Origin of the sequence: Nocardia sp. CA-135953 (assembly GCF_050955735.1) — a bacterium.
Taxonomy (GTDB): Bacteria; Actinomycetota; Actinomycetes; order Mycobacteriales; family Mycobacteriaceae; genus Nocardia.
Genome location: NZ_CP192082.1, coordinates 2,554,834 through 2,579,834 on the forward strand (window position 1 = coordinate 2,554,834; position 25,001 = coordinate 2,579,834).

The 25,001-nt window shown below is 65.8% G+C and carries 23 protein-coding genes; 5 read left to right on the top strand and 18 right to left on the bottom strand.

The features are described from left to right. The first annotated feature begins 85 nt into the window (after nt 1-85). The 3 genes from ACQPXH_RS11685 (at nt 86) to ACQPXH_RS11695 (ending at nt 3,438) form a co-directional block, all read left to right on the top strand. Nucleotides 86-1,291: an amidohydrolase family protein gene (locus ACQPXH_RS11685; protein ID WP_433602334.1), complete on the top strand. Its 1,206-nt coding sequence runs from the start codon at nt 86-88 to the stop codon at nt 1,289-1,291. Nucleotides 1,292-1,343: 52 nt separating this feature from the next. Further along, complete coding sequence (locus tag ACQPXH_RS11690; protein ID WP_433602335.1) at nt 1,344-2,468, top strand: serine hydrolase domain-containing protein; 1,125 nt, start codon at nt 1,344-1,346, stop codon at nt 2,466-2,468. A 61-nt stretch (nt 2,469-2,529) separates the two neighbouring features. Then, nucleotides 2,530-3,438: an enoyl-CoA hydratase gene (locus ACQPXH_RS11695; protein WP_433602336.1), complete on the top strand. Its 909-nt coding sequence runs from the start codon at nt 2,530-2,532 to the stop codon at nt 3,436-3,438. A gap of 349 nt (nt 3,439-3,787) precedes the next feature. Here ACQPXH_RS11695 and ACQPXH_RS11700 read toward each other — a convergent pair whose 3' ends face one another. From ACQPXH_RS11700 to ACQPXH_RS11735, 8 genes are all read right to left on the bottom strand, one after another. Then, a complete protein-coding gene (locus ACQPXH_RS11700) occupies nt 3,788-4,306 on the bottom strand; it encodes a MaoC family dehydratase (protein WP_433602337.1) in 519 nt (172 codons plus the stop codon). Between the two features lie 123 nt (nt 4,307-4,429). Next, nucleotides 4,430-5,635: a thiolase family protein gene (locus tag ACQPXH_RS11705; protein ID WP_433602339.1), complete on the bottom strand. Its 1,206-nt coding sequence runs from the start codon at nt 5,633-5,635 to the stop codon at nt 4,430-4,432. Beyond that, nucleotides 5,632-6,087 carry a Zn-ribbon domain-containing OB-fold protein gene (locus ACQPXH_RS11710; RefSeq protein WP_433602340.1) on the bottom strand — a complete coding sequence of 152 codons (456 nt, stop codon included), beginning with the start codon at nt 6,085-6,087 and terminating at the stop codon, nt 5,632-5,634. Before ACQPXH_RS11710 ends, ACQPXH_RS11705 begins: the two co-directional genes overlap by 4 nt. A 4-nt stretch (nt 6,088-6,091) precedes the next feature. Next, nucleotides 6,092-7,249, bottom strand: a complete 1,158-nt coding sequence (locus ACQPXH_RS11715; protein WP_433602341.1) for an acyl-CoA dehydrogenase family protein — start codon at nt 7,247-7,249, stop codon at nt 6,092-6,094. Continuing rightward, nucleotides 7,246-8,466, bottom strand: coding sequence for an acyl-CoA dehydrogenase family protein (locus ACQPXH_RS11720; protein ID WP_433602342.1), 1,221 nt, complete (start codon nt 8,464-8,466; stop codon nt 7,246-7,248). The genes ACQPXH_RS11715 and ACQPXH_RS11720 overlap by 4 nt, the downstream gene beginning before the upstream one ends. Before the next feature lie 302 nt (nt 8,467-8,768). After that, nucleotides 8,769-10,358: a class I adenylate-forming enzyme family protein gene (locus tag ACQPXH_RS11725; protein WP_433602343.1), complete on the bottom strand. Its 1,590-nt coding sequence runs from the start codon at nt 10,356-10,358 to the stop codon at nt 8,769-8,771. Between the two features lie 392 nt (nt 10,359-10,750). Continuing rightward, complete coding sequence (locus ACQPXH_RS11730; RefSeq protein WP_433602344.1) at nt 10,751-11,620, bottom strand: PaaI family thioesterase; 870 nt, start codon at nt 11,618-11,620, stop codon at nt 10,751-10,753. Between the two features lie 4 nt (nt 11,621-11,624). Further along, nucleotides 11,625-12,377: a 3-oxoacyl-ACP reductase family protein gene (locus ACQPXH_RS11735; RefSeq protein ID WP_433602345.1), complete on the bottom strand. Its 753-nt coding sequence runs from the start codon at nt 12,375-12,377 to the stop codon at nt 11,625-11,627. Nucleotides 12,378-13,373: 996 nt separating this feature from the next. Between ACQPXH_RS11735 and ACQPXH_RS11740 the strand changes: the two genes are divergently transcribed. Further along, nucleotides 13,374-14,123 carry an enoyl-CoA hydratase gene (locus ACQPXH_RS11740; protein ID WP_433602346.1) on the top strand — a complete coding sequence of 250 codons (750 nt, stop codon included), beginning with the start codon at nt 13,374-13,376 and terminating at the stop codon, nt 14,121-14,123. 454 nt (nt 14,124-14,577) lie between these two features. Further along, nucleotides 14,578-15,306 (top strand): 3-oxoacyl-ACP reductase FabG, encoded by a 729-nt coding sequence (fabG, locus tag ACQPXH_RS11745; protein ID WP_433602347.1) that lies wholly within the window; start codon nt 14,578-14,580, stop codon nt 15,304-15,306. A 759-nt stretch (nt 15,307-16,065) separates the two neighbouring features. Here the strand turns inward: fabG and ACQPXH_RS11750 are convergent. From ACQPXH_RS11750 to ACQPXH_RS11795, 10 genes are all read right to left on the bottom strand, one after another. Next, on the bottom strand, nt 16,066-16,908 hold the full coding sequence (locus ACQPXH_RS11750) for an enoyl-CoA hydratase-related protein (protein ID WP_433602348.1): 843 nt from the start codon (nt 16,906-16,908) through the stop codon (nt 16,066-16,068). 55 nt (nt 16,909-16,963) lie between these two features. Next, entirely contained in the window at nt 16,964-18,184 is a 1,221-nt protein-coding gene (locus ACQPXH_RS11755) for an acyl-CoA dehydrogenase family protein (protein WP_433602349.1), read from the bottom strand. Next, the gene (locus ACQPXH_RS11760) at nt 18,181-18,969 is read right to left on the bottom strand and encodes an enoyl-CoA hydratase/isomerase family protein (protein WP_433602350.1); all 789 of its coding nucleotides are present in this window, start codon (nt 18,967-18,969) and stop codon (nt 18,181-18,183) included. The genes ACQPXH_RS11755 and ACQPXH_RS11760 overlap by 4 nt, the downstream gene beginning before the upstream one ends. Nucleotides 18,970-18,974: 5 nt before the next feature. Further along, a complete protein-coding gene (locus tag ACQPXH_RS11765; RefSeq protein WP_433602351.1) occupies nt 18,975-19,715 on the bottom strand; it encodes an SDR family NAD(P)-dependent oxidoreductase in 741 nt (246 codons plus the stop codon). A gap of 1 nt (nt 19,716) precedes the next feature. Next, the gene (locus tag ACQPXH_RS11770; protein WP_433602352.1) at nt 19,717-20,532 is read right to left on the bottom strand and encodes an enoyl-CoA hydratase/isomerase family protein; all 816 of its coding nucleotides are present in this window, start codon (nt 20,530-20,532) and stop codon (nt 19,717-19,719) included. A 204-nt stretch (nt 20,533-20,736) separates the two neighbouring features. After that, the gene (locus tag ACQPXH_RS11775) at nt 20,737-21,759 is read right to left on the bottom strand and encodes a zinc-dependent alcohol dehydrogenase family protein (protein WP_433602353.1); all 1,023 of its coding nucleotides are present in this window, start codon (nt 21,757-21,759) and stop codon (nt 20,737-20,739) included. A 414-nt stretch (nt 21,760-22,173) separates the two neighbouring features. After that, entirely contained in the window at nt 22,174-22,932 is a 759-nt protein-coding gene (locus tag ACQPXH_RS11780) for an enoyl-CoA hydratase-related protein (protein WP_433602354.1), read from the bottom strand. Next, nucleotides 22,932-23,714, bottom strand: coding sequence for an SDR family NAD(P)-dependent oxidoreductase (locus ACQPXH_RS11785; RefSeq protein WP_433602355.1), 783 nt, complete (start codon nt 23,712-23,714; stop codon nt 22,932-22,934). The genes ACQPXH_RS11780 and ACQPXH_RS11785 overlap by 1 nt, the downstream gene beginning before the upstream one ends. A 28-nt stretch (nt 23,715-23,742) precedes the next feature. Continuing rightward, entirely contained in the window at nt 23,743-24,123 is a 381-nt protein-coding gene (locus ACQPXH_RS11790; protein WP_433602356.1) for a hypothetical protein, read from the bottom strand. Nucleotides 24,124-24,297: 174 nt separating this feature from the next. Then, a complete protein-coding gene (locus tag ACQPXH_RS11795) occupies nt 24,298-24,879 on the bottom strand; it encodes a TetR/AcrR family transcriptional regulator (RefSeq protein ID WP_433602357.1) in 582 nt (193 codons plus the stop codon). Between the last annotated feature and the right edge of the window lie 122 nt (nt 24,880-25,001).

The following is a 25,001-nucleotide window of genomic DNA, read 5'->3' on the forward strand; positions in this document are numbered from 1 at the left end:
AGCTAACTCATTAAGATAGAATCTCTCATTATTCGTCTTGTCGACTTCGCGTCGACAAGGCTGACTGTGTGAAGGGAATTCGTAAATGGCAATGATCGAGAACTCGGTGGGGACACTCCCCTACAAGCTGCTGGACTTCGACCAGCACTCCATCGAGGCGGAGGACTGCTTCACCCGGTTCATGCCGAAGGACAAGCTGGACACCGCGATACGGCCGATTATGTCGGCGGACGGCACACGAAAGATGCTGTTGGCGAACGATCGCATCGTCAATGCCCTCGAAAATAACCTCGACCAGGCGTATGTGCCGGGCTCATTGGTCGAGATGCTCAAGGCCCGTTCGTCCGGCGACGCCGGCGACGCCGAACGCTTCTATGAGCCGATCCAGAAGGAATATCAGGACAAGGAAGCGCGCCTGGCCCAGCTGACCGAGCAGCAGATCGAGCGGTCGATCATGTACCCGGGAGGCTGGGGGCTGTTCGTCTGGGCCTACCTGAAGGGTGACGTCCTGTTCGACAATCTCACCTCGTTCAACCGCTGGATCGACGAGGATTGGGGCTTCAACACCAGGGACCGGATCTACGCGCCGGCGCTGCTGTCGCTGGATAATCTGGACCGGGCGTGCGAGGAACTCGACCGTGTGCTCGCGACCGGCGCCCGGTTCATCATGCTTCCGCCGGGGCCGGTCAACGGCCGTTCCCCGGGCGACCCATACTTCGACTCGTTCTGGGCGCGGGTCAACGAGGCCAAAGCCGTGGTCGCCTTCCATATCACCGAGTACCACTACCAGGAAAATGTTGCCTCGCATTGGGGGTGGGGCCTGGTCCCACCCTTCCAGTTCTCGGCTTGGCAGTGGCAGAACACCTACGGCGAGCGCCCGATCACCGATACGCTCTCGGCGTTGATCTTCGACAACCTGTTCGGCCGTTTCCCGAATATCAGGGTCCTGGTCAGTGAGTACGGTGCGGAGTGGGTTCCGCATTTCATCCGGCATATGGACAAGAGCCGTGGGATGGCTCGCAACGGCCGCTGGCTCGGTGGCCAGCTGGAGGAACGGCCGAGCGCGATCTTCCGGCGCCACGTGCGCGTCGTGCCTTATCCGGAGGACGACACCATTGCCCTGGCCGACCGGCTGGGCGGCGTCGACTCCCTGCTCATGGGGTCGGACTGGCCACACGCCGAGGGCTTGCGCGAACCCGCAGACTTTTACGCCAAAGTGGAGGGCCTCGGCGAGGAGGCGCGCAAGCGCTTTCTCCGCGACAACGGGCTCGAACTCCTCGGCGCGAAATGATGATCGTATTCCCCGGCCTGTCGGCCAGCTTATGAACGGGTACGTAGCTGGCATGCCAGGCGGGGGAGTCGTCCCACAGAGCGGGCAGATCGTTCCGGCCGAGGAGGTCGGCATCGATCCGTACCGTCTCGATGTGCTGCTGCGCCGGATCCGCCTGGAGGTCGATCACGGAGCGCTCCCGTCCGTTCAGGTCGCCGTTGCCCGTGCCGGTCGGTTGGTAGCGAACGAGACCTGGGGCGAGGGAGCGCCCCGATACCTCCTGCAGTCGGTCGGCCGGACCATCATCGCGAGCGCGATCTGGAAGCTCATCGATGACGGCAAGGTCGGCGTATCCGAACACGTCGCGGAAATCATTCCCGAGTTCGGTACGAACGGGAAGGACGTGGTGACGCTCGCGCATATGCTCACGCATACCGCGGGTCTGGCCTTCGCTCCGCTCGGATATCCGAAGATGGCCGACCGGGATGCGCGCTTGGCCGCCTTCACCAAATGGCGACTCGACAGTCCGCCGGGCGAGGTCCTGCAGTACCACTTGACATCTACCGCGTGGATCATTGCCGAGATCGTCGAGCGACGCACCGGGCTCTGCCTGGCCGACTACCTGCACCGTGAGATTGCTGAGCCGCTCGGTCTCGGTTTTGCTCTCGGGCTGAGCGAGGAGCAGCAGATCGCCACCGTCGCGCCCATGGTGTGCACGGATGGCGACGGCTCCGAGGTCGATCCGTGGGGGCCGTGGTTCTTCCGGGACCGCCGGGTCGTGGCAGCCGGTGAGCCGGCGCACGCCGTGTGTGCCGGCGCCGCTGACGTCGCGCTGCACTACCAGGCGCTGCTGCACTCGTCGTTGTGGTCGCGAGCGGTGATCGCGGAGGCGACACGGCCGCACGTGACCGCGATCCCGGCGGGAGACAAGCTTTACGGCGGTGGCATGAAGCCTGCCTCGGTCGGCCTGTTCGTGAACGTTCGGGGTGACAATCCCGACGGATGGATGCCGGCGACCGGTTCCCCGCAGACCTTCGGTCACGCAGGCTCGGCATATCAGATCGGTTTCTGCGATCCTGCGAGCGGGATCTCGTTCTGTGTGCTCAGCAACGGCTACCCGCAGGCCGGATACGACCTGACGCCCCGCGGGACGGCGATGCTGATCAACTGGTCCAATCTCGCGGCCGACCTGATCTGACAAGTGCTGCCCCAGTGTTTGCACGGTGGCCGGCATCGACGAAGAGGAGTGCCGCAAAGCTATGAGCACAGTGAACGAGTTCGAATTCGTCGGTTACGAGACACTCGACGAAGGGCGGATCGCACGCATCACACTGAACCGGCCGGAGGCTCGCAACGCGCAGAATCGTGGTCTGTTGGTCGAACTCGACGAGGCATTCCACCTCGCCGAGTCCGACGACACAGTGAGGGTCGTGATCCTGGCCGGTGCGGGCAAAGCATTCTCGGCGGGGCACGATATGGGTTCCGCAGTGCACCGGCGCGAGACCGAGCCCGGACCGGACGCGCATCCTTCGACCCTCGTGCACGGTGGGACGCGCCCCGGTGGAGTAGAGAAACAGATGCTGCAGGAGTGGGAACACTTCTTCGCCAATACACGCAATTGGCGGAACCTACGCAAGATCACCATCGCGCAGGTGCAGGGTAACGTGCTCGCCGCAGGTTTGATGCTGATGTGGGCGTGCGACCTGATCGTCGCTTCCGAGGACGCTGTGTTCGCCGACGTCGTCGGGACCCGGCTGGGGATGTGCGGGGTGGAGTACTTCGCCCATCCCTGGGAGTTCGGTCCGCGCAAAGCGAAGGAGCTGCTGCTCACAGGGGACGCGCTGGATGCCGAGGAGGCGTACCGCCTGGGGATGTTGAGCAAGGTGTTCCCACCGGGTGAGCTCGAAAGCCGGACCGAGGAGTTCGCCCGCCGGATCGCCCAACGGCCCACCATGACGGCGCTGCTGATCAAGGATTCGGTCAACCAGACACTGGACACGATGGGCTTCAATACCGCGCTGCAGAGCAACTTCTACCTCCACCAGCTGAACCATGCGCACTGGAGGGACATCAACGGAGACGGCTACTCCGCAGCGAAACCAGGCGTGGACAGCGCCGATTGGCGCACGGCGGGCCCGCCACGGCTGGCGAGGCGGGACGTTCCCTGAGCGCAGACAGCAGGTCGTGCGACAGCTCGATGTGGTAGTGCCCGTGGCCATGTCGCCGAGCACCGAGGATTCAGCCGGGAATACGCGATCGGCTCGAGGGGATTGAGGAACTCCCTGGTTCTAGGCCGAGTGGGCGACCGCGAGGGATCTCGGTCGCGATCGTCGCACTCTGTCGTACCCGGTCGGCAATACCCTGATACCGACCGGTGGGATGTGACGTATTGCCGCGCATCCGGTAATGGTTTCGTCCCGAACTGAACACCGAAGCTATCGGCTCGGCGGTGCCCAGTGATTCGGTCCGCTGCGACGGCCGCCGAATTACTGGGCATTCCGCAATTTCCAGCTCGTCTCAGGCCCGAGTTTCCTCGGACTCGACGAAGTCGGCTCCGCGGATCAGCCGGACCGGCGTGAATACGAGCACCTCCTCGTCCCGCTGATTGCGTACGCTCACATGCGCGGTGACGACCCCGCGGCCGGGCTTGCTCGACGCCCGGGATTCGGTGGTGCGCACCAGCGCGTGCAGTGTGTCACCGACGTATACGGGCCGCGAGACGGTCAACTCCATGTGCATGAACGCCAGGCCCGTCCCGTTCAGGACGTTGGTTTGTAGGATCAGGCCTTCGGCGATGCAGTAGATCATCGCGCCGGGGATCAGGCGCCCGGTGTAGCCCCCTGCGGCGGCATGCGAATTGTCGTAGAACAACGGCTCATTGAACCCACCCCAGGTGATGAACTGGACCAGGTCTGCCTCGGTAACCGTCCGGCGGGCGGTACGAAACACCGAACCGGGGGTCATCTCCTCCCAGGTTTTACCGCGGACCAGCGGCTCGACCTCTGCGCTGGACAGTTGTGGCTCGGTCACGGTCATGGATCTCCCGATTCTGATGGCTGGTAGGGCACCCAACGCACCCTATAGATAAATAGGTTAACTGATTATTGGCGCGTTTTCATCGCGCTGAAACGTGACATTCGTAAACCCGCGGCGGTGGACTCACGCTGGTGCTGCGGCCGGTAGCGGCGCCTCGCGGCGTAGCACCACTGCCTGTGCGTTGAAGAAGAAGCCGCCGGGTGCCAGGAGCGCAGACGCCGCGCCGTCTACTTGCCGGCGGTCGGCGGTGCCGCGCAGTTGAACGACCGCCTCTCGGAGGTGACCCGCACCCTGCGAGCCGCCTTCGGACAGGCTGCCCCCGTGCGGATTCACCGGTACCCGGCCGCGCAGCAGGATCCGGCCCTGCTCGGCGTCCCAGTTGTCCCGCAGGAAGTCGCCGGCCTCACCGTCCGCGCAGAAGCCGTAGGACTCGAAGGCGCGCAGGGCAATGATCGAGAAGCCGTCATAGGGCAGGAATACATCGACGTCGTCGATCCAGAGATCGCTGCGCGCACGCAGTGCCGCGGCGGCCACCTGCTGTCCGGTATTCCGTATATCGGCTGTCAGGTGCTCCTCGGGATGTGCGGTCATCCCCATCGCGAGCGCGTGCACCAGCACCGGGACCGTCGGCAGGTCGGCCGCCAGGTCTGCGGCCGTGACGACGAATGCGTCCGCCCCATCGATCGGCACGTCCATGTCGTAGAGACAGAGCGGTTCCCGGATCATTCGTGCCGCGAGATAGTCGTCGTGGCTCATCGGGGCCTGTATGACAGCGCCGGGGTTGTCCGCGGCGTTGCGGCGGTCGTTGCGCGGGATCAGCGACAAATCGTCCCGGGTGCGGCCGAACTCGGCGAGGTACCGGGCGGCCCATGCGGCGTAACCGGTCGACCCGAACATTCCCCACGGCTCGCTGTCGGTGTGGCCGTCACCGGTGGAGGCGCGGCCATCTGGGAGTCCGAATGCCGCACGTGCGCGGAACGGGGTGGCGGCTAGCCGATACATCGAGTGGTAGACGACCACGGCCCGGCAAGTACCGGACGCCACTGCGTGTACTGCGCTCATCAGCGCGTTCACGATCGGAGGTTTACAAGGGGCCCAGAAAGTGACCTGCGGCAGGCCAAGGGCCGAGACAACTGTCGCCGGATCGACGCCGCCGGTGAGGACCCCGCCGCCGACCACACCGTCGATCGCGTCCCGGGTCAGCCCCGCGTCTCGGATCGCCTCGATCACGGCGTCGGTGACCATCGACAGCTCGGTGACGTCCCGGTCGCGCCGGTAGGGCGAGCGGCCGATGCCGCTGATTGCGACGGTGTCCTTCAGTGCGGTCATGCTGCCACCGCTCGGAATGCGGGCCACGGTGCGCCGTCGCGTTCGATCCATGTCAGCTCGACCGGCTGCCCGATCCGCTGCTTTTCGACCGGTGTGTCGACCAGGGTTGCCGTGATCCGGAGTCCGGGCTGTTCGGCGAGCTCGATCGCCGCGAGCGGCCAGGGTGGGGAATAGGGGACGCCCGGCGGTCCCTGGTGTAGCAGCGTAAGGACATGAACGTGCCCGCGCCCGCTCACCTCCTGGGGCGCGACGGCGGGAGACCAGCAGGACGGGCATCGCGACCGCAGCGGTGTGTGCCAGGCTGTACATGCGTCGCAGTGGCCGGCGAGCAGCCGGTGCTCGAGCAAGCCCGCGAAGTAAGAGACATTTACCTGGTCGAGCCGGATTCCGGGATAGGTGTCGAAAACCGCAGAGAACTCCTGTGCGCGGTCGGTCGGAGCGGGATTGGTCATGTGGTCAGATACCCATCCGCTCGAGCAGCCGGTGGTGTGCCGCGGTCGGACCGCCGAGTAGGTTCTGCGCGGCGCGTGCGCGGCGGAAGTACAGATGGGCCGGGTGCTCCCAGGTGAACCCGATACCTCCGTGCACCTGAATGGTCTCCGCGGCGATGAATTCGAACGCCTCGGATGCGGTGATGTAGGCCGCGAGGGCTGCGGGGGAGGCGTCGTGCCGGTCCTCGGCGACCGCCTCGCAGGCCGCTTCCGTGGCAGCGTCCGCGAGTTCGGCTCGCACCAGCATATCGGCGAGTTTGTGCTTGATCGCCTGGAACGATCCGATGGGCCGGCCGAATTGGTTGCGTTCCTTGGCATACGCCACGGACATCTCCAGGCAGCGGCGCAAACCGCCCACCTGCTCGGCGGCGAGCGCGAGCCCGCCGAGATCGACAACTCGCCGCAGACCGTCGGCGGCGCCGCCGGCCGTTCCGATCAGGACCGCCGGCGTCTCTGCGAGGGTCACTTCACCGAGCGGGCTGGTGCCGTCGATGGTCTGCAGATTCCGGACCCCCAGCCCGGCCGTGCCACGCTCGACGGCGAACAGGCTCGGCCCCTCGGGAGTCTTCGCGGCGACCAGGAAAAGTTCGGCCGCGCCCGCGTGGGGTACGAAGCACTTCGTTCCGGTGATCCGCCAGGTTCCCGCATCGCCGCGGGTCGCAACGGTCTCGATCGCACCGGTGTCCCAGACGCCCGCTTCCTCCGCGAGCGCGAGGGTCGCGATCGTCGACCCGGACCCGATTGCGGGCAGGTAGCGGGCACAAGCCTCGTCGTCGCCCGAGGACAGCAGCGACTGCGCGGCAAATATGGCGGAGGCGACGAACGGAGAACACAGGAGTGCGGCACCCTGCTCCTCCAGGACCACGCGCAGCTCCGGGAAGCCGTAACCGTCGCCGCCGAACTTTTCGGGGAGGGCAAGCTGCATCAGTCCGAGCTGCTCGCCCATCTGCGACCACACCTGGGGGTCGTAGCCGAGCGCGTCCGGATCGTCGGCGATCTTGCGGACAGCCTCTTCGCTGGAGTGGTCGGCGAGGAAGGCTCGCACTGTTTCCCGAAGATCTGCCAGTTCCTCCTCGCCCGCGGTTTGGGTGCGGACTCGGTCAAGTCCTGGGTCGATTGTCATCGGGCGCCCTCCTTCGGCAGGCCGAGCACGCGCTCGGCCAAGATGTTCTTCATGATTTCCTCGGTGCCCCCGAGGATGCGCAGGGCAGGCGCGCCCAGGAGCAGGTCCGCCCAGGCGTACGTGCCCCAGGCGCCGGTGTCGGCGATGATCCGCGGGCCCAGGACGTCGGCGGCGAACCGCGATCCGCGGATCAAATTCTGCGCGAGCGCCAGCTTGGAGATCGACCCTTCCGGGCCGGGAGCGCTGCCTGTGCGCAGCCGTCGTGCGGCCCGCTCGTTGAGCGACTTGGCTGCACGCACGCTCGCGAGCAGCGAGGACAGGTCGCGGCGCAGGGCGGCGTCGTCCTCACGGGCGACGGCTCGCAACAGAGCGGTGAGCCGCTCGGCGGTGATCGCCTCGGATGCGGCGCCTCCGCTTTCCCCGCCGACGGTGGCCCGTTCGTTCATGAGGGTGGTCAGGGCCACCTTCCAGCCGTCACCAACGGCACCGAGCCGCTGCGTATCGGGGATTCTGACGTCGGTCAGGAAGACCTCGTTGAACTCCGCACCGCCCGTCATCTGACGCAGCGGCCGTATCTCCACGCCCGGGGTGTCGAGGTCCAGCAGAAAGGCCGTGATCCCGCGATGCTTGGGTGCATCAGTATCGGTCCGGCACAGCAACTCACCCACCTGAGCGTGCTGGGCAATGGAGGTCCAGACCTTCTGCCCGTTGATCACCCAGTCGTCGCCGTCGCGGACCGCGCGCGAGGTCACGCCCGCCAGATCGGAACCTGCGGCCGGTTCGCTGAACAGCTGGCAGGCGATGATCTCGCCGGAGTACATCCGGCGCAGGTACTTCTCCCGCTGCTGGGGGCTGCCGTGGGTGAGGATGGTCGGCCCGATCATGCCGAGCCCGATAACACTGAGCACGCCGGTGTCGGGCACTTCATATTCGGCCTCCAACGCGTCGTAAACAAGACTGTGGACTTGTCCGAGATCACGGCCGCCGAACTCAGCCGGTCCGGTTATCCAGCCGAAGCCGTTCTCGAACCGGGTCCGCTGCCAGGCCCGCGCCGCGTCGACCGCGGCCGCCTCCTCTTCGGCAGGCAGGTTGTTGAAATAGCCGACACGGTCGCTGCCCTGTCCCCAGCGGAACTGATCGGCGGACTCCCGCCGGCGCGCGTGCGTTTCGAGGAACTGCTGTACCTCTCGTGTGAAGTCGGCAAGGTCGGTCGCCACGGCGATCCTCCGTCTCTGTGGGATCAGTTTGGATGAGAATGAAGTAGTACTTTGAGCGATCGTGGAGTCATCCGCGGACCACACTTCGGCCGGGGTGTCCGCCGCCGCCGAATCGCTGGTCCATCGGCCCCATGGTCCGTGGCTTCGGCCCGACCGGGGATCGCGTCCACGAACACGATGGACTCGGGCTTTCGTACGACGTGATGCATTGCTTGCGGCCAGGAAAACTTCGACGGTGCTCACGGATGACCTCGCCGATGGTGACGCGTTGCATGGGACCTCCTGATATCAGCGGGCCGGGGTCAGGTCTGAGCCGGCGGCGCTTCGTTGAGCAGACGGGTGAGTCGCACCTTCTGAACCTTGCCGGAGGGGGTCAGCGGGAACTCGTCGACGGTGTGCCAGATCCGGGGGATCTTGAAACCAGCGAGGCGCTCACGGGCGAACTCCTCGAGCTGTGCAGGATCGGGTGGCTCCGCGGTGGGCCGCACGAACGCGACCGGCACCTGGCCCCATTTCGGATCCGGAGCAGCGACGACCGCGACCTCGGCGATGGCTGGGTGCTGGACCAGGACGGCCTCGATCTCGGCGGGGTAGATGTTCTCCCCACCCCGGATAATCAGATCGCGCAGGCGGCCGCGCAAAGTAACCACGCCGTCGACATCCATTTCGGCGAGGTCACCGGTATGCAACCAGCCGTCCTCGTCCACTGCGGCCGACCGTTGCGACACGTCCTCGTGCCAGTACCGGCTCATGGTGAGCCTGCCCCGCAGGCATAGTTCGCCGGTCTCGCCCGGCGGAAGTGTCTCGCCCGTACCGAGGTCGGTGATTCGCGTATCGCGAAACGGGTTTGCGCGACCGATCGTCCGGGCCTTCACCCAGGTGGGATCCCCGGCGCTCGTCTGCAGTGCCGAGGGTGCCTCGGACTGACCGTACCCATTGAGGATCTCGACGCCGAACACCTGCTCGACCCGATTGATCAGGTCAGGGGCGACGTCGGAACCGCCCAGCATCATCCACTTCAGCCGCGGCAGGTCAGGCGGGCCAGTGCAAGCCTCGAGCATGGACACGAACATGGTTGGCACACCGCCGAAATAGGCGACCTCCGCATCGCGGAGCAGGGCGAGCGTGCGCGCGGGTTCGAAGCCCGGCATCACCACGAAGGCCGAGCCACGCAGCAGTGCCGCGGAGCTGGTGCACACCGACCCGCCTACATGGTGGAAGGGCAGCGGTGAACAGGCGATATCGTCCTGGCCGAGTCCGATCGTCAAGTGCGACAACGGTCCGACGTTTGCCCCGATGAGATGGGTGACCACTGCGCCCTTCGGTGCGCCCGTGGTCCCCGAGGTGTACTGGATGCGCAGGATGGACTCGGGTGACACGTGGGGAAGTACCGTGGGGGCTACCCGCTCTCCGCGCGTAATCGCCTCGACGGGCAGGACGACCGGGTGGTGGTCGACCGCCAATGCCTCGGCGGACGCGAGCAATTCGTGCCCGCGCCAAGTCGGTCCCGCCAGGACAACTCGAGCACCGGCGTCGGTCAGGATATGCGCGGCCTCGGCGGTGGACAGTGCCGGATTCAACGGAACGAGCACCAGGCCCGCGAGCGCGGCTCCGTACTCGGCCACGATCCAGTCGACCGAGTTGGCTGCCCACAGCGCCACCCGGTCTCCGGGGGCGGCCAGCGCCTGCAGCCGGGCCGCTGCGGACTCGACCCGATCGAGCAAGGTGGCGAAGTCCAGGCGCTGCAGAGTCCCGTCCTCCTCCCAGAGAAGGGCCGTGGCATGTCCGCGTCGGCGGGCGGTCTCGGCGAACCGTGCTCCGACCGAGCATTCGACGAGGGCGGGGCTTGGTCGTCCCTTCCTGTCTGGGTAGCGAGTCGTAACACCATCCATATCTATTAGTTAACTATATCGAGGCTGGAGCGTCTATATCGGCCCTGATGGTTGGAGCAGTAGCCAAATATAGAGATATTAAGGTGACTAATATCACTTTATAGGGTCTGTTGATGAAAGTTCCTGTATCAAGGTCCCGCAATCTGCCGGCTCGCTGTCGGAGTAACGGTCGCGAGCAACATCACCGCGCCCTGCGGCCGCTCTGGCCGCCGGGCCGGTGGCCGGCGGGCGGTATTGCCTGGGCGCCTCGGGCCGACCGGATCCGGGCCGGCCCGATCGGGATTCCGCTGGTCGGCTGTTCATTCGCATGCCGCGTGCTCGCTGTCGTGGGGGCTGCGCCGGCCCGGCTCATGTTGCTGCGGCGGGCACCGGGCCATGTCGGCCTGAAGGGGTCACCCACGGTCGCAGACGGACGATGTGAAGGCCACTGTTACATCTGCCATGACGGCGGGTCTGCCGTCCGGCGCCGTGACCTCGCCGCGGGCCACCCCGGACGTCCGGCCGCTGCGAACGTGGTAACCGCGCACTCGCACCGGATCGGCGCCCGGACCGGCTGCTCGCAGATAGTGGCAGGTCAGCGACAATACCTCAGGCGTGCGCATGCCGTCGTCCACCGCGGCGGTGGCAGCGAGTCCGGCCAGTAGTGCGCCGAGACCACCGTGCAAGGTACTGGTTCGGTTGTGGAACGGTGTCGGGTCGGTGAGCTCGAACGATGTGCCGTCGTTGTCCCGGCGAAATCCGGTCAGCCCCAGTCTGTAGCCGAAGGGAGTACTGATCGGGTCGACCGGAGCCGGGATGTCGACCGGAGCCGGGATGAAGGATACTTTCCGAGCCGGGGGCGGAGTGTCGACAGGGCCGCCGGGGCGGGGCGTTCGTGGTCCACGAATCGCCCACCAGCTTGTGGCCTGCGCGAACTCGGTGCCATCGTCGTCCAGGACGCTGGCCGTCGCGAGCACATAGTCACCGCGGCGAGCCGTGGGTGACGCTACGGCACGAACCCGGCCTGTGGTGCGCGGGTGGCCGGTGACCTGTATGGCGAGCATTGCCGTGGCGAGTGCGCGCTCCGGTTCGAGAGTCCCCACAGCGGCGCCGGTCGCGGCGTCGCACAGCAGCGCGGCCAGCCCCGCGACTCCTGCTCCTTCCCACTGTGTGTCGAGGTCGAGGCTCGTCTCCACTCCACCATCCGCCGCCGACGAGGTGCGAATGCCGAGTTCGGACAGCGCGGGCACCGGCGGCAGGCTCGTCCACCATTGCAGGGCCATTCGATCAACCGCCCATACTCAGGCCGCCGTCGACCGTGAGTACCGATCCGGTGCAGTACCCCGCGTCGTCCCCGAGTAGGAATTCGACGGCAGCCGCGAGTTCGTCAGGGTTGCCCCGGCGCCCGGCCGGGATCATTTTGACGATGGCCGCCCGCGTCTTCTCCGGCATCGACGCGGTCATATCGGTCTCGAACACCCCAGGTACCACCGTGTTCACTGTGATGCCGTGGCGGGCGGTTTCCCTGGCGAGTGAACGCGTCAGCCCGTGCAGTCCGGCTTTGGCCGCGCCGTAGGCGGCTTCGCTGGGGCTGCCCATCACGGCGGTGACCGAGCTGATGTTGACGATTCGCCCATAGCCCGCGGCGCGCATGGCCGGTACCGCGGTACTGGCCAGATGGAAGGCCGCCGAGAGATTCACTGCCACGACCCGTTCCCAGTCGGGGATGGTGGTATCCGACGATCGGGCTTCGAGTAGCAGCCCGGCGTTGTTCACCAAGTGGTCGATCCGGCCGTGCTCGGCAAGGACGTCCTCGACGAGCCGGACGCATGCCTCGGGGTCGGCCAGGTCGGCCCGCACCGTGGTGACGCCGTCCAGTTCTTGTTGCACTCGCCGTGCGGAGGCGTCGTCTCCCCGGTAGACGGCGACGACGCGGGATCCGCGTTTTGCGAGCCGCCTGGTGAGGGCGGCACCGATCCCGCGGGTGCCTCCGGTCACGATGGCGACGCGGGGCGCGTGGTCGTGCGATCCGACGGACAATTGATCACTCCTATCATTCGGTTACGGTCGCGGTGAGCGCGATCCGGCGGCCTGTCCGATCGTCGATCCACCCGAACACAATCCCACCGAGCGGTCGAACAAGGTACGCCGATGCGAACACGAGGAATGCGCCCAGCGTTGCTACGGCCGGAATTTCAGCGCGGAAAGAACGACGGCGCGAGGATCCCGGCGAGAAACGCGTAGACGCTGAAGTCGTAATACTCGATGAGCATGCCGGCAAGGGACTGCGCGTCGCGACGGTGCGGGAGAACCGCTCGTGGGCAGCTCTGAGGGCGTGGGCCACTCGAACGACATGGGGCCTCCGATGCTGGAAGGGATCGGGACATCGCGGGATGCGCCGCGTGGGACCATGTGCCACGAGGGAGGTTCGCTGTCGTACGACCCTCCAAAGGAACATAATCGGTGAACTATATAGTCGATATTTTCGGCAGGTCAACGCCGGTTCGGGCGGTGGGGTGTAATATGAAAGATAAATTATATATCTGTTAGTATCCACTGAATATCTCGGCTGGCGGCCAGTCGCGGCGTGGTAGACCTGGTCCGGACCCAGTGGGTCCCGATGGGGAGGGGCGAGCGGACCGGTGTCGGAAGAGGTCCTGACCGAACGCGTGGGCGACATACTGGTCATCACGCTGAACCGGCCGACGGAGTACGCGCTTCCCGGCCGATCGTTCGGTGCAGAGGATGTCGCCCAGTGGGGATTGGTGAACTGGCTGACGGAACCCGGTGGTGCGCTCGTCGGCGCGATGGATGTTGCCCCAACGGGCCGCTGGCCGTCAGGGGCGGCAAGGACGTACTGCTCGGCGCGCGACACCGGGCGGGCGATGACCGCTGGCAGCGACAGCGTGAACTGGCGGAGCCGGTGTTGGACTCCGAGGATGCCGCGAGGAGGCACGTGCCTTCGCCGAAAGCGGGCACCGGTTTGCGGCACAGGTGAACGAGGGCGGATGCAAAGCCTTGAACGAAGGGTGAGCCGTGACAATCACTGACAATGAGGTGACCTATGGCGAGTGGGCAGGCGTTGCGACGATCACGCTGAACCGGCCGTCCGCGCGCAATGCGATCGACTCGAACCTTGCGGGTGCGCTCGATACCTGCCTGAGTCGGGCAGAAGCCGCGGAATCGGTCCGGGTCATCGTGCTGACCGGCGCCGATCCAGCCTTCTGCGCCGGGCTCGACATCAAGGAGTTCACCCGGACGCGGCGCCCTCCCGAGGGCGCGACGGCCACCATTACGCGCATCGCGCAGTTGTCCAAGCCCACGATCGGGGCGATCAATGGCGCGGTCGCGACGGGTGGTCTCGAGCTCGCGCTGTCTCTGGATCTCCTCATCGCCTCCGAACGGGCACTCTTCGCGGATACGCATGCGAGTGTAGGGATCTTGCCCGGTGGCGGAATGAGCGCGCGGCTGCCGCGGGCGGTGGGCCGCCGACTTGCACTGGACATGTCGCTTACCGGACGCGTCCTCGGTGCCGACGAGGCGTTGCGGAGCGGACTGGTTTCTCGAGTTGTCCCGCACGAAGAACTGCTTCCGGTCGCGCGCGCGACCGCCGAGACCATCGCCGCGCACGATCCGTTCGTGGTGCGGGAGTTGTTGTCGCTGTACCGGTACAGCGGGGACCACACACAACCGGACGCGCTGGCACACGAATTCGCCGAACGCGAGGCCCGCCGGGCGACCGGTCGCCAGCTTGTTCCCACGCCGGGAGTCAGGGCGCGACGCTAGGGTGTGCGCACAAGTCCGTTGATGTCATCGCCCGCAACGGGGATGGCTATGTTTCCAACTTCAAGCGCTCATGCATCCTCCGCTGCGCGGTCATGGATGATGCGCCGCAGGACTTTGTCATTCGAGTTGCTCGGCATGTCTGCGGTGAATTCCCAGGCCGTCGGCAGCTCGAGTCCGGCAAGCCGGGTGCGGCTGCGTCTTCGGATAGGGCTTGGAACTGGTGGAGGCGATCTGCGATGTGTGTACTCCCGGCGAACGCCTGCTCTGGACGTCCGGATCGAAGCTCATGATCTCGCCGCGCACCGCCGAAGGTCACGCGGCGAACATTCTCAGCAAGGCCCGGATTCGCGTCGAGGCGCCTGGGTGGTCGAGGAGCGGGCACTCATCGACCTCCGTCAATTCTGACCATATATAGTGCAATGAATAAGTATTTTATTGCGAGGGAGGATCGACCATGACCCTGTTGAAGGGCCGCGTCGCAGTTGTCACAGGCGGTGCTCAAGGACTGGGCCTGGCCATCGCGGAGACGTTCGTCGCGCACGGCGCCGAGGTGATGCTCGCGGATCTCAACCTCGAGTCGGCCGAACGTGAGGCGGAGCGGCTCGGGGCGGCGGCGGCTCGGTGTGACGTCACCGACGAAGACGGCATGACCGCCCTGATCGACGACACCGTACGCCGCTTCGGGTCGCTCGACATCATGGTGAACAACGCCGGGATAACGCGTGACAAAACTATGCTGAAGATGACCTCCCAGGACTTTCGGACTGTCCTCGACGTACACGTTTACGGTGCGTGGCTGGGTACCCGCGCCGCCGGCGCCGTGATGCGCGAGCAGGGCCGAGGGTCGATCATTACGATGTCATCGATCGCAGGCAAGGTCGGCAACTTCGGCCAGACGAACTACAGCGCCGCCAAGGCGGGCATGGTGGGCTTGACGAAGGCCGCGGCGAAGGAGTTGGCAGGTTCGGGGGTACGCGTCAACGCTATCCAGCCTGGGCTCATCCGTACCGCGATGACCGAAGCCATGCCGCAGCGGGCTTGGGACTCCAAGCTGGCGGAGATCCCGATGAACCGGGCCGGGGAGCCCAGTGAGGTGGCTTCGGTCGCGTTGTTCCTGGCCAGCGACATGTCCAGTTACCTCACCGGCACCGTCTTGGAGGTGACCGGCGGGCGGTACATGTGACCGTGGGCCCGTTGTCGACCTTCATGTAGTCGGTGGGGTGGATCCATTTCCTGGACAGCGTCACGCCCACCGAGCTGGTAGATCAATGGTCGGATTCCGCACTGCTCGGCTGTCGAGCGCTGGCGGACGACGCGATCGGTATCCGCACCGGGACAACGGCGAGGTGATCGTCACCTTGGATGTGACCGGCGTGGCGCCCTCTGATGACAAGGATGCCTTCGACACTGTGACCGAGTGCAGCCTGCCATCCGATTCCGGGGCGTTGAGTGTCGATGATCGCCGCTGTCGGGCTGGGTCTGCTGGCCCGCGCGCACTCGAATCCGATCGCGCAGTACGTCGGTGATCCGTTGCCACACACCGGCTTTGGCCCAGCGGCAGAACATGTCGTAGTCGGAGCGGGAAATCTTTGGCCGGTGCTCGCCGCACGATGGCGCCACGGACCAGGTAGAAGATCGCCTCCAGCACCGGGCGGTGGGGATGTGTCTCACAGCGCCTGCCCGTGCTGCGGGCAGCACGGCCCACTGCTCGTCACCGCACGAGGAACGGATACGCCGGACACCGTATCGGTGACTGGGTTGTGGGCCGCATGACGAGGGCAGACAACTCGGCAATTCTGGCACACGAACTCCTGGCAGAACATGGTCTCGGCAACCGCTGATCTACCAGGAGTTGTTTGCGAGGCGACGGGGTCGAGGTGAGCCGAGTCCCGTCATTGTGCGTGCCCGGTAGTGGCCCCCGAGCGCCGCGAGGTTGGTGTGGTCAGTCGTTCGGCAGTGGGGCGGGAACCGTGGGCGTGGCGGGGTCCCATGGTGAGAAGGCCGGCGGCCGCTTCTCCAGGTAGGACATGACGCCTTCCTTGAAGTCGCTGTGGTCGCGCAGCACGTCGTACCACCAGCGGATCGCCATCGTGCGGGCTTCCTCCTGAGTCGTCTCGAGGGCCTCGTAAACCTGCTGTTTCATCACGCCCATCGAGACAGGGGAGCTGTTGGCAGCGAGCCCCCGCGCGTACTCGAGGGTGCGCGGCAGCAACTCATCGGGCTCGAAGACCCGGTCGACCAGACCGAGTTCGACGGCTTCCTGTCCCATCACGATGCGGGACGAGAACAGCAGGTCCAGTGCGCGGGAGGTGCCCACGACGCGGGTCAGCGAGTGGGCCAATCCGTGTTCGGCCATGATTCCGCGCTGTGAGAACGCGCAGGTTATTTTGGCCTTGGACGATACGAAACGCAGATCGCAGTTCATTGCGGCGATCAGACCGATACCGGCACAGCCCCCGTTGATGGCCGCGATCACCGGTTTGCGGATCGTGCGCGGTGTAGTGATCGGTTCCCGCTTGTGCGGCTGGGTATTCAGGGTGGGATCGGCTGCCTGGTCCGCCAGGGTGTTGGTGTCCATGCCCGGGCAGAAACTGCGTCCGTTACCGGTCACGATGATTACCCGGACCGCGGGATCGTCGCCGCATTCCCGCAGTAGCTGGTAGTACTCCTTCTCCATCGGTACCGACCAGGAGTTGTTCCGGTCGGGACGGTTGAAGCTCAGAATTGCTACGCCGTCGGTGTCGTCGCGGAGTACGAGTCGTTCCGAGGTAGTCGGGTCGGTCATGATTGCCTCCTCGTGGGCTCGGCGCAGTCGAGCGTGGCGTGCGCCGAGCGGGAATTCATTGCGGGCGGGGTTCTTTGGGCAGGCCGAGTACCGACTCGGCGAGGATATTGCGCTGCACCTGCGAGGTTCCGGCGTAGATCGTGCCGGAGATCGCCGCCATCCAGGTGTCGGTCCAGGAAGCCGACGAATTCGGCGCCCCCGGGTCGTCGGTCCGGTAGTGCCGGATCGGTGCGCGGCCGGTCGGTGCGAGCGCATCCGCCCCGAGCAGACTGACCGCCAGATCGGTGGTCTCGCGGTGGTGCTCACTCCAGTACAGTTTCGAAATCGAGGCATCTCGACCGGGCGTCTCGCCTTTGAGCCAGCCGGTAAGGGTGCGCAGTCCGAGGTAGCGCATGATCTCGACTCGGGTGTAGGCGCGCACCAGCTGATCGCGGACCAGCTCGTCGGAGGTGAGGTGGCGTTCGCGGGCCAGACCGATGAGCCGGTCGACTTCGGCCCGGAACAAGATCGGGTTGGTGGCGGCCTGGTCGCCGCGCTCGAGACCGAGCAGCGCCATGGCAGCCTCCCAGCCATGCTCCGGGCCGATCACCACGTTTGCCGCCGCCGTGCGGGCGCCGTCGAAGAACACTTCGTTGAAATCGGTTCCGCCGGTCATCATGGTGATCGGCCGGGTGGTGATCCCAGGCTGGTCCATGGGCACCAGGAGCATGGTGATGCCCTTGTGCCGGGTCGCCTCGGGGTCGGTCCGCGCGAGCAGAAACATCCAGTTCGCGCTGCGTGCTTCGGACGTCCAGATCTTCTGGCCGTCGATGATCCACTCGCCGTCGACCAGGCGTGCTCGGGTACGCAGCCCCGCGAGATCAGATCCGGCACCCGGTTCGGAGAAACCCTGACACCAGGTGTCCTCTCCGCTCACGATGCGCGGCAAGAATTGTCGCTTCTGCTCGTCTGTGCCGTAGCGCAGCAGCAGATTCCCGATCATTTTGATCGAGAAATTGTCGTTGGGTCCGTATGGGGGGACACCGGCCTTCGCGAATTCCTCGGCCAGCACCACCTGTTCGAGCCGACTGAGTCCGGCGCCACCGTATTCGGTCGGCCAGCTGGGCGCGATGTACCCAGTTTCGGCGAGCCTGCCGCGCCACCAAGCAGTGAATCGGCGCGCCTCGTCGCTGCCTAGAGCACCCAGGCCCGCCCAGTCCGAGGGGAGTTCACGCGTGAGGAACTCCCGGATCCGCGCCCGGAGCGTGTCGACCTCGGGAGGATAGTCGAGGTTCACAGCCCACGCTCCTTCCTGAACTGTGGAGCCCGCCGTTCGACGAACGCCTGGAAACCCTCCTGGCCGTCCGCACTGGCGTGCAGGTCGGTTGCTACCGCCCGCTCCCGGACGATGCCGTCGGCAACGGTGCATGCCGCAGTCTCTCGAAGCAAAGATTTCGTCATCTGGGGGACCAAGCCAGCGCCGGCGGCCAGCTCGGCTGCGAGGGCCTGCGCGTCCGACAGCACCGCCTCGGGGGAGTCGCTGAGGTGATTCGCCAGACCCAGCTCGTGCGCGCGGGCTCCCGTGATGGTCCGGCCGAGCATGATCATCTCTGTGGCGATACCGCGCGGAAGGAGCCGGGGCAGGCGCTGGGTGCCGCCCGCGCCTGGTAGCACACCGAGTTTGGCCTCGGGCAGCGCGAGTTTCCCGGCGGCGTGCACCACCCGCAGATCACAGGCGAGGGCGAGTTCCAGCCCGCCACCCATTGCCGCGCCGTTGATCGCGGCGACGAATGGGAGCGGGCTCACTTCGATCAGCTCGAGTGCATCGGTGAAGGTGTGGATGAATTGCTCGAATTGGTCGCGGTGGTCGAATCCGGAGATCTCGTCGATATCGGCGCCGGCCGAAAAGGCACGGCCGGCTCCGTGCACGACGACCGCACGAATCCGGGTATCGGCCTCGAGATCGCGGACGGCAGCGGCAATCGCGGTGCAGGTCTTGGTGCCGATCGGGTTGAGCCGCGTCGCTCCGTCCAGGACAATGGTCGCGACGCTGCCGTCTCGTTCGACGCGGACGCTGGTCACCGCGGTCATGCCATCGTGAGGCCGCCGCTGACGGACAGCGTTTGGCCGGTGATGTAAGCGGCGCCTGCGCTTGCGAAGAATACGACCGCGGGAGCGATATCGTCCGGTTGGCCGATCCGCTTCATCGGCACCGCCTTGCGGGTGGCCTCGAACAAATTCTCGCTGAGGTCGGAGAGCTGTTTGAGCAGCGGTGTATCGGTCGGTCCAGGGCACACCGCATTGACGGTGATGCCCTTGGTCGCTACCTCGCGGGCCAGTGCCTTGCCGAAGGCGATCACCGCACCCTTGGTGCCCGAGTAGACGACCTCACCAGAGGAGCCGACCCGGCCGGCATCGGAAGCGATATTGATGATCCGGCCGAATTTGCGCTCGATCATGCCGTCCAGCACGGAGCGAGTGACAGTGACGGTGCCCAGGTAGTTGACCGACACCACTTTCTGCCACGTTTCCTCGGTCGACTGGAGGAAGGGCTCGATCTTGTCGATGCCGGCGTTGTTGACGAGGATGTCGACCGGACCGAGATCCGCCTCCACCGTGGCGATAGCGGTCGCGACGGCAGCGCTGTCGCTGATATCGACCCCGACGCCGATGCTCCGCGTCGGCAGTGATTTCGCGAGGTCGGCCGCCGCCGTCTCATCCAGATCGCAGGCCGCGACCGAGTACCCTGCCTCGGCGAGGTGGCGGGTGATGGCGCTGCCGATCCCGCCGCACGCGCCGGTCACCAGCGCAACTTTGGTGGTTCCCATATCAGTGCTTCTCCTCTTCCGGTTCGGTCACGAAGACCGGTGCCCGCTTCTCGCGATGGGAGGCAAGGCCTTCGCGTACCTCGGGGCCGCCGAACCCGATGAATTCCATGCCGAGGGACGCCTCGAACGCGGGTATCGCCGAGCGGTACCAGTGATTGAGGCTGTGCTTGGTCCACTGGATCGCGGTGGGTGCGCCCTGCGCGAGCCGGGTCGCGATGTTCTCCGCTTCGGTCACAACGTCGTCATCGTCGACGCAGAGGGAGACCAGGCCGATGCGTTCGGCCTCCTCGCCGTTCAACGGATCACACGTGAGCAGGTAGTACTTGGCCTTGGCCATGCCCATCATCAGCGGCCAGCAGATGGCGGCGTGGTCACCCGCGGCGACGCCGAGCCGGGTGTGGCCATCGATGATCTTGGCCTTCTTACCGGCGACCGAGACGTCGGCGAGCATGCCGACCACCAGACCCGCGCCGACGGCAGGCCCGCGGATACCGGAGACCACCGGCTTGTCGAAAGCAACCAGGTTCAGCACGAGATCGCGCGCCTCACGCATGGTCTGCAGCCGGGTGTCGTAGTCATTGGTCATCTGCTCGATGTGGTCGAAGTTGCCGCCCGAGGAGAAAGCTTTTCCGGCACCGTAGACAAGGACTGCGCGCACCTCGGGGTCCTGGTTGAGGACGGGCCAGACGTCGGCCAGGTCGCGGTGCATCTGGGGGCTTACCGAGTTGAGTGCCGGTCCCTCCAGGATCAGGTGCATCACTCCGTGCTTGCCGAGTTCGAGCTTCAGGCTTGGGAAGTCGGCGTATCGCTCGCCCATAGATATTTCCTTCGATAGACCGGATGGTGTCTCGCCGGCCGGTCCGACCGTGCGAGTGCCCTGTTGTTCTCGCATCCCGAGAGTCTTAATAGTTCTATCATCTAGATACTAATCTTGTTAGTGGCGCCTACCTGGTCTCTGTGCCGACCCGGCGACGGCGAGTTCTTCGTGACCCGCGGGTGGACCTGTCGGCGGGGCCGTGACTCACGGGTGCAGGATGGCCTTGACGGCGCGTCGGGAGTCCATGGCGGCGTATCCGTCAGCTGCCTTTTCCAGCGGCAGTGCCAGATCGAAGACCGGACCTGGGTCAATTTTGCGCTGCCAGATGAGGTCGATCAGTTCAGGCAGGAATCGTCGGACCGGAGCCGGTCCGCCTTGGATTCGGACCTGGGAGGAGAACAGCTCCTGGCCCCGGACAGAGACGTCGTGGGGGAGCCCGACGATTCCTACACCGCCGCCGGGGCGCGCCGAACGCAGCGCTTGCTGGAAGGATTCGCCGGTTCCGACGCATTCCAGGACCGCGTCGGCGCCGACGCCGCCGGTGAGGTCCATGACCTGCGCAATGCCGTCCTCGCCGCGTTCGGCGACGATGTCGGTGGCGCCGAACGCCTGCGCGAGTTTCTGGCGGGAGGCGTTCCGGCTCATCACGATGATCCGTTCCGCACCCAGTTCTCGGGCTGCGAGGACGCCGAGCAGACCCACGGCCCCGTCACCGACAACAACGGCGACTGATCGAGGGCGGACTCCGGCAGCGACAGCGGCGAACCACCCCGTGCCGAGGACGTCGGAGGCTGTGAGCAGGCCGGGCAACAATTCGTCCTCGGGTACACCGGGGGTGGCGACGAGGGTGCCATCTGCAAGGGGCACTCGCAGCGCCTCGGCTTGGGCACCGTCGGCGCCGACGTATTTCCTGTGCTGGCAGGCGCTCTGGTAGCCGGCCAGGCAGTGCGGGCACGTGTTGTCGGACGCGACGAAGCTGCCGATCACGAACTGTCCCGGGCGGATGGTGGTGACCTCGGCGCCGATCTCTTCGACAATGCCGCAGTACTCGTGGCCGATCGGCATGGGTTCGGAGACGGGGTGTATGCCGCGGTAGTCCCACAGATCCGATCCGCACACACAAGTGGCCGAGATGCGGATGATCGCGTCGGTCGGCTCGATGATCGCCGGGTCGTTACGGTGTTCGACGCGAATGTCGCCGGGGGCGTGCAGAACTACGCCACGCATCAGGTTTTCCTTTCACCAGCTGATTGTTCCTGTGGTGACCGACCCCGGTGGCCCGGATTTCCGGCTTGCTACTTCGGGTTATCCGCCGGTGGACTGCTGCGGACTGTGCCTGGCCGATCCCTGTGTCGCAGCGGATCGGTTGCGTCTGTCCATGCGTAGGTAGACGGAGAACCGCTCGACGCTCCAGAACACTATCAGTTTAATTAGTATTCTACTTAAGGTCGCAAGAGTGATCGAGCGGGTGGCCTGTCGCGAGCGACAGGCACAGTCACACGGGATCCGACCGCAGGTACAGGAGCGGGAACCCGGCAGCGTCGAATTACGCGCCAAGCGCTATCGTCTCGGCGAGCCGAGCGGGCACGGCCAGCATCGATATGCGGGCAGGCGTGATCCGGTCGACTGGGAAGCTCCTGATCAGCCGGGCGGGAGCACGTTGCGGACGGTCCATCCCGTTCGGCCACGGGTGCGCCAGGTTTGCAGTTCCTGCGCCTCGAAGGCGAGCGCTTCGGGCAGCGCGCGGTCCGCGTTCTGGTCGATCAGAGTGCGGATGCCGTGCACAAGATCCTGATCGGCGGCCGCGGCGACCGCCGCGAGTTCGGTCGCGCGCGCGACAAGCTGGTCCGGATCGACGATTTCGGAGAGTAGTCCCGTTCGGAGGGCGGCGTCGGCATCGAGCCGGAGCCCGCCCAGGGACATGGCCTTGGCGGTACGCACACCGACGGCGCGGGACAGCCGGACGGTCATCCCGCCGCCGGGGAATGCGCCGATCCGGACATGCGTGTCGGCGAACATCGCCGTCGGCGAACCGACGAGCCAGTCGCACCCGAGGGCCATTTCGAGACCTCCGGCGACAGCCGGCCCGTTCACTGCCCCGATCACCGGCTTGGGCAACAGGCCGATACGCCGGATCAACGAACTGACCTGGCTGCGGTCGGCGTTCGCCTCGGCATAGACCTTGAGGTCCAGTCCGGCGCAGAACGCCCGGCCGTTTCCGGCGATCACCGCCGAATGCTGGGTGTCGTCCTCGACGAACTGGTCCAGTGCACGATGTAACGCGTCGACCAGTTCGGGGGAGAGTGCGTTGCGGGCGTCCGGCCGGTTGAGTGTCAATATGAGGACACCGTCCTCGACCCGCGTCTGGAGTACGCCGTAACCGGTTGTGGCTGAGCCCATCAGAACACCCCGAATCCGCCGTCGAGCCGGATGGCGTCCCCCGTGTGGAACGACGACGCCGAGCTGGCCAGGTAGATTGCGATCCCGGCCCAGTCCTCCGGGGTTCCCCAGCGGCGCAACGGGATCCGGGAGAGAATTTTGTCGCTGACCGCCGGGTCCTGTAGCCACCCGTCGAATATCGGGGACCGAGTCCATCCGGGCAGTACGGCGTTGGCGCGGATACCGTGTCGGCCGAACTCGACGGCCAGGGAGCGGGAAAGGGCGAGCAGGCCGGCTTTCGCGGCTGCATAGGCTTCTTCGCGCGGTGATCCGAACAGTGCCGCGATGCTCGAGGTGAGCACGATGCTTCCGCCGTTGCCGAGGGCTTTCATGTGCCGGGCGGCCTCACGAGTGGTGAGGTAGGCGCCATCGAGGTCGACCCGCATGAGGTTGCGCCACTCGTCCAGTGTGGAATGCAGGTAGGGCGGACTGGTCATCGCGTTGGCGAGGGCGGCGTTGGCGAAGCACGAGTCGAGGCGGGCGAACTCGTCGACGAGTCTGATGAACCCGCTGACGACGGCGTCTTCATCGGCGATGTCCACCTCGTATGCCACGGCACGACCGCCGTGCGCGAGCAACTGCTCGACGGCGGCCTTGTTCTTGTCCGGGTTGCGGCCCCAGATGCACACGTCGGCCCCGGCGCGCGCCAAACCATCGGCCATGCCGAGCCCTATTCCGGAGTTTCCTCCGGTAACGAGTGCGACATGCCCAGTGAGGTCGAGTGGATGGGCGGAAGTGGTCATTGCGATATTCCTCCTCGGGTGGCGTCGGTCAGCAATTCACGGGCGAGTACCGGTACCGCAGGATCTGTTCGGCTGTGCCGTGGTCGAGCAGCGTCAGGGCGACCTGAATCAACGTGCCGGGGTAGAGCGCCGCGATGGGGCAATGCCGGGGCGACCTCGCGCGTCGCGACGACGTAGGCGCGGACTGTGCCCCCGTCACCACTGTGTTCCTCGGCGAGGGGGTTCCTCGGCGAAGGGGTTCCTCAGCGAAGGGCAGCCTGGTCACCCTGATATCGCGCACTGCGGCACACAACTCGGGCGGGAAACTCTGCGGCCGGTCGAGCTTCTCCGCGAGCGGCCCGACGGTACGTTCGGCACCGTCGTCTGCCGCGTGTAGATCCTCCAGGTCCGACTCGAGCCGCAGTCGCATTGGCGGCACCTCTCGACGCTCAAGGCCATGCTGAATTGGTAACATAATTACTCGAATTGGGCAATTGGGCTCCGTGGCTTCGCTCAGCCGAGGCCTGAAGGGCCCGGTCACTATCCCCGGCCGCCCAGGGGAAGCGTCCAGGCTCGACGCTGGGCGTGGCGTCGGCGCACCGCGTCAGCGTGCCCGGTCCGATGACACCCGTTGTTCGAATGCCGACTCGACGAGATCGGTGAGATTCGAAGAAGGGTCGGACCTGTCCCAATACCGAAACGCCGCGCTGAGGCAACAGATCGCGATCGATGCGATCAGCGTGTGTCGAAGGGTCGGCGCGGCGTCGCCTTCTTCAGCGGCGAGCGTGCGGGCGATCTCGCGCTCCCATCGCAACCGCATGCGCAGGCTACGGGCCTCGAGCGATCGGGTGGTCATAACCAGTCTGGTCAGCCTGTGTGTGCGCTCATCCTGGAGTTCGACAGCAAACTTCACCACTGGTTCGGCGAGTGCGGCGACGTCGACCGCGGGATCCCGCCGAGCCGCCACGCATTCCGCCATTGCCCTGGCGGAATCGTCCTCTTCGCCGAAAAGGACGTCCTCCTTGCTCGGGAAGTGCCGGAACACCGTCGCACTGGACAAGCCCGCGGCCCGGGCGATCTGCTCGACGGTGGTCGCGTCGTACCCCTGCTGCTCGAACAACGCGAGTGCGGCCGTGATGATGTCGTTGCGGGCGCGAATACGGTTGCGTTCCCTGAGCGTGCTCACTTGGCGCCGCTCCATTTCTGATGGTGGTTCTCGAACTGGAGGTCTCGAGCTCGAGGCACTCTTGGCAAGAATCGCCGTGTCCGGTGTCGGACAGGCAACGTCAGGCCGAGCCGAGTGGTACG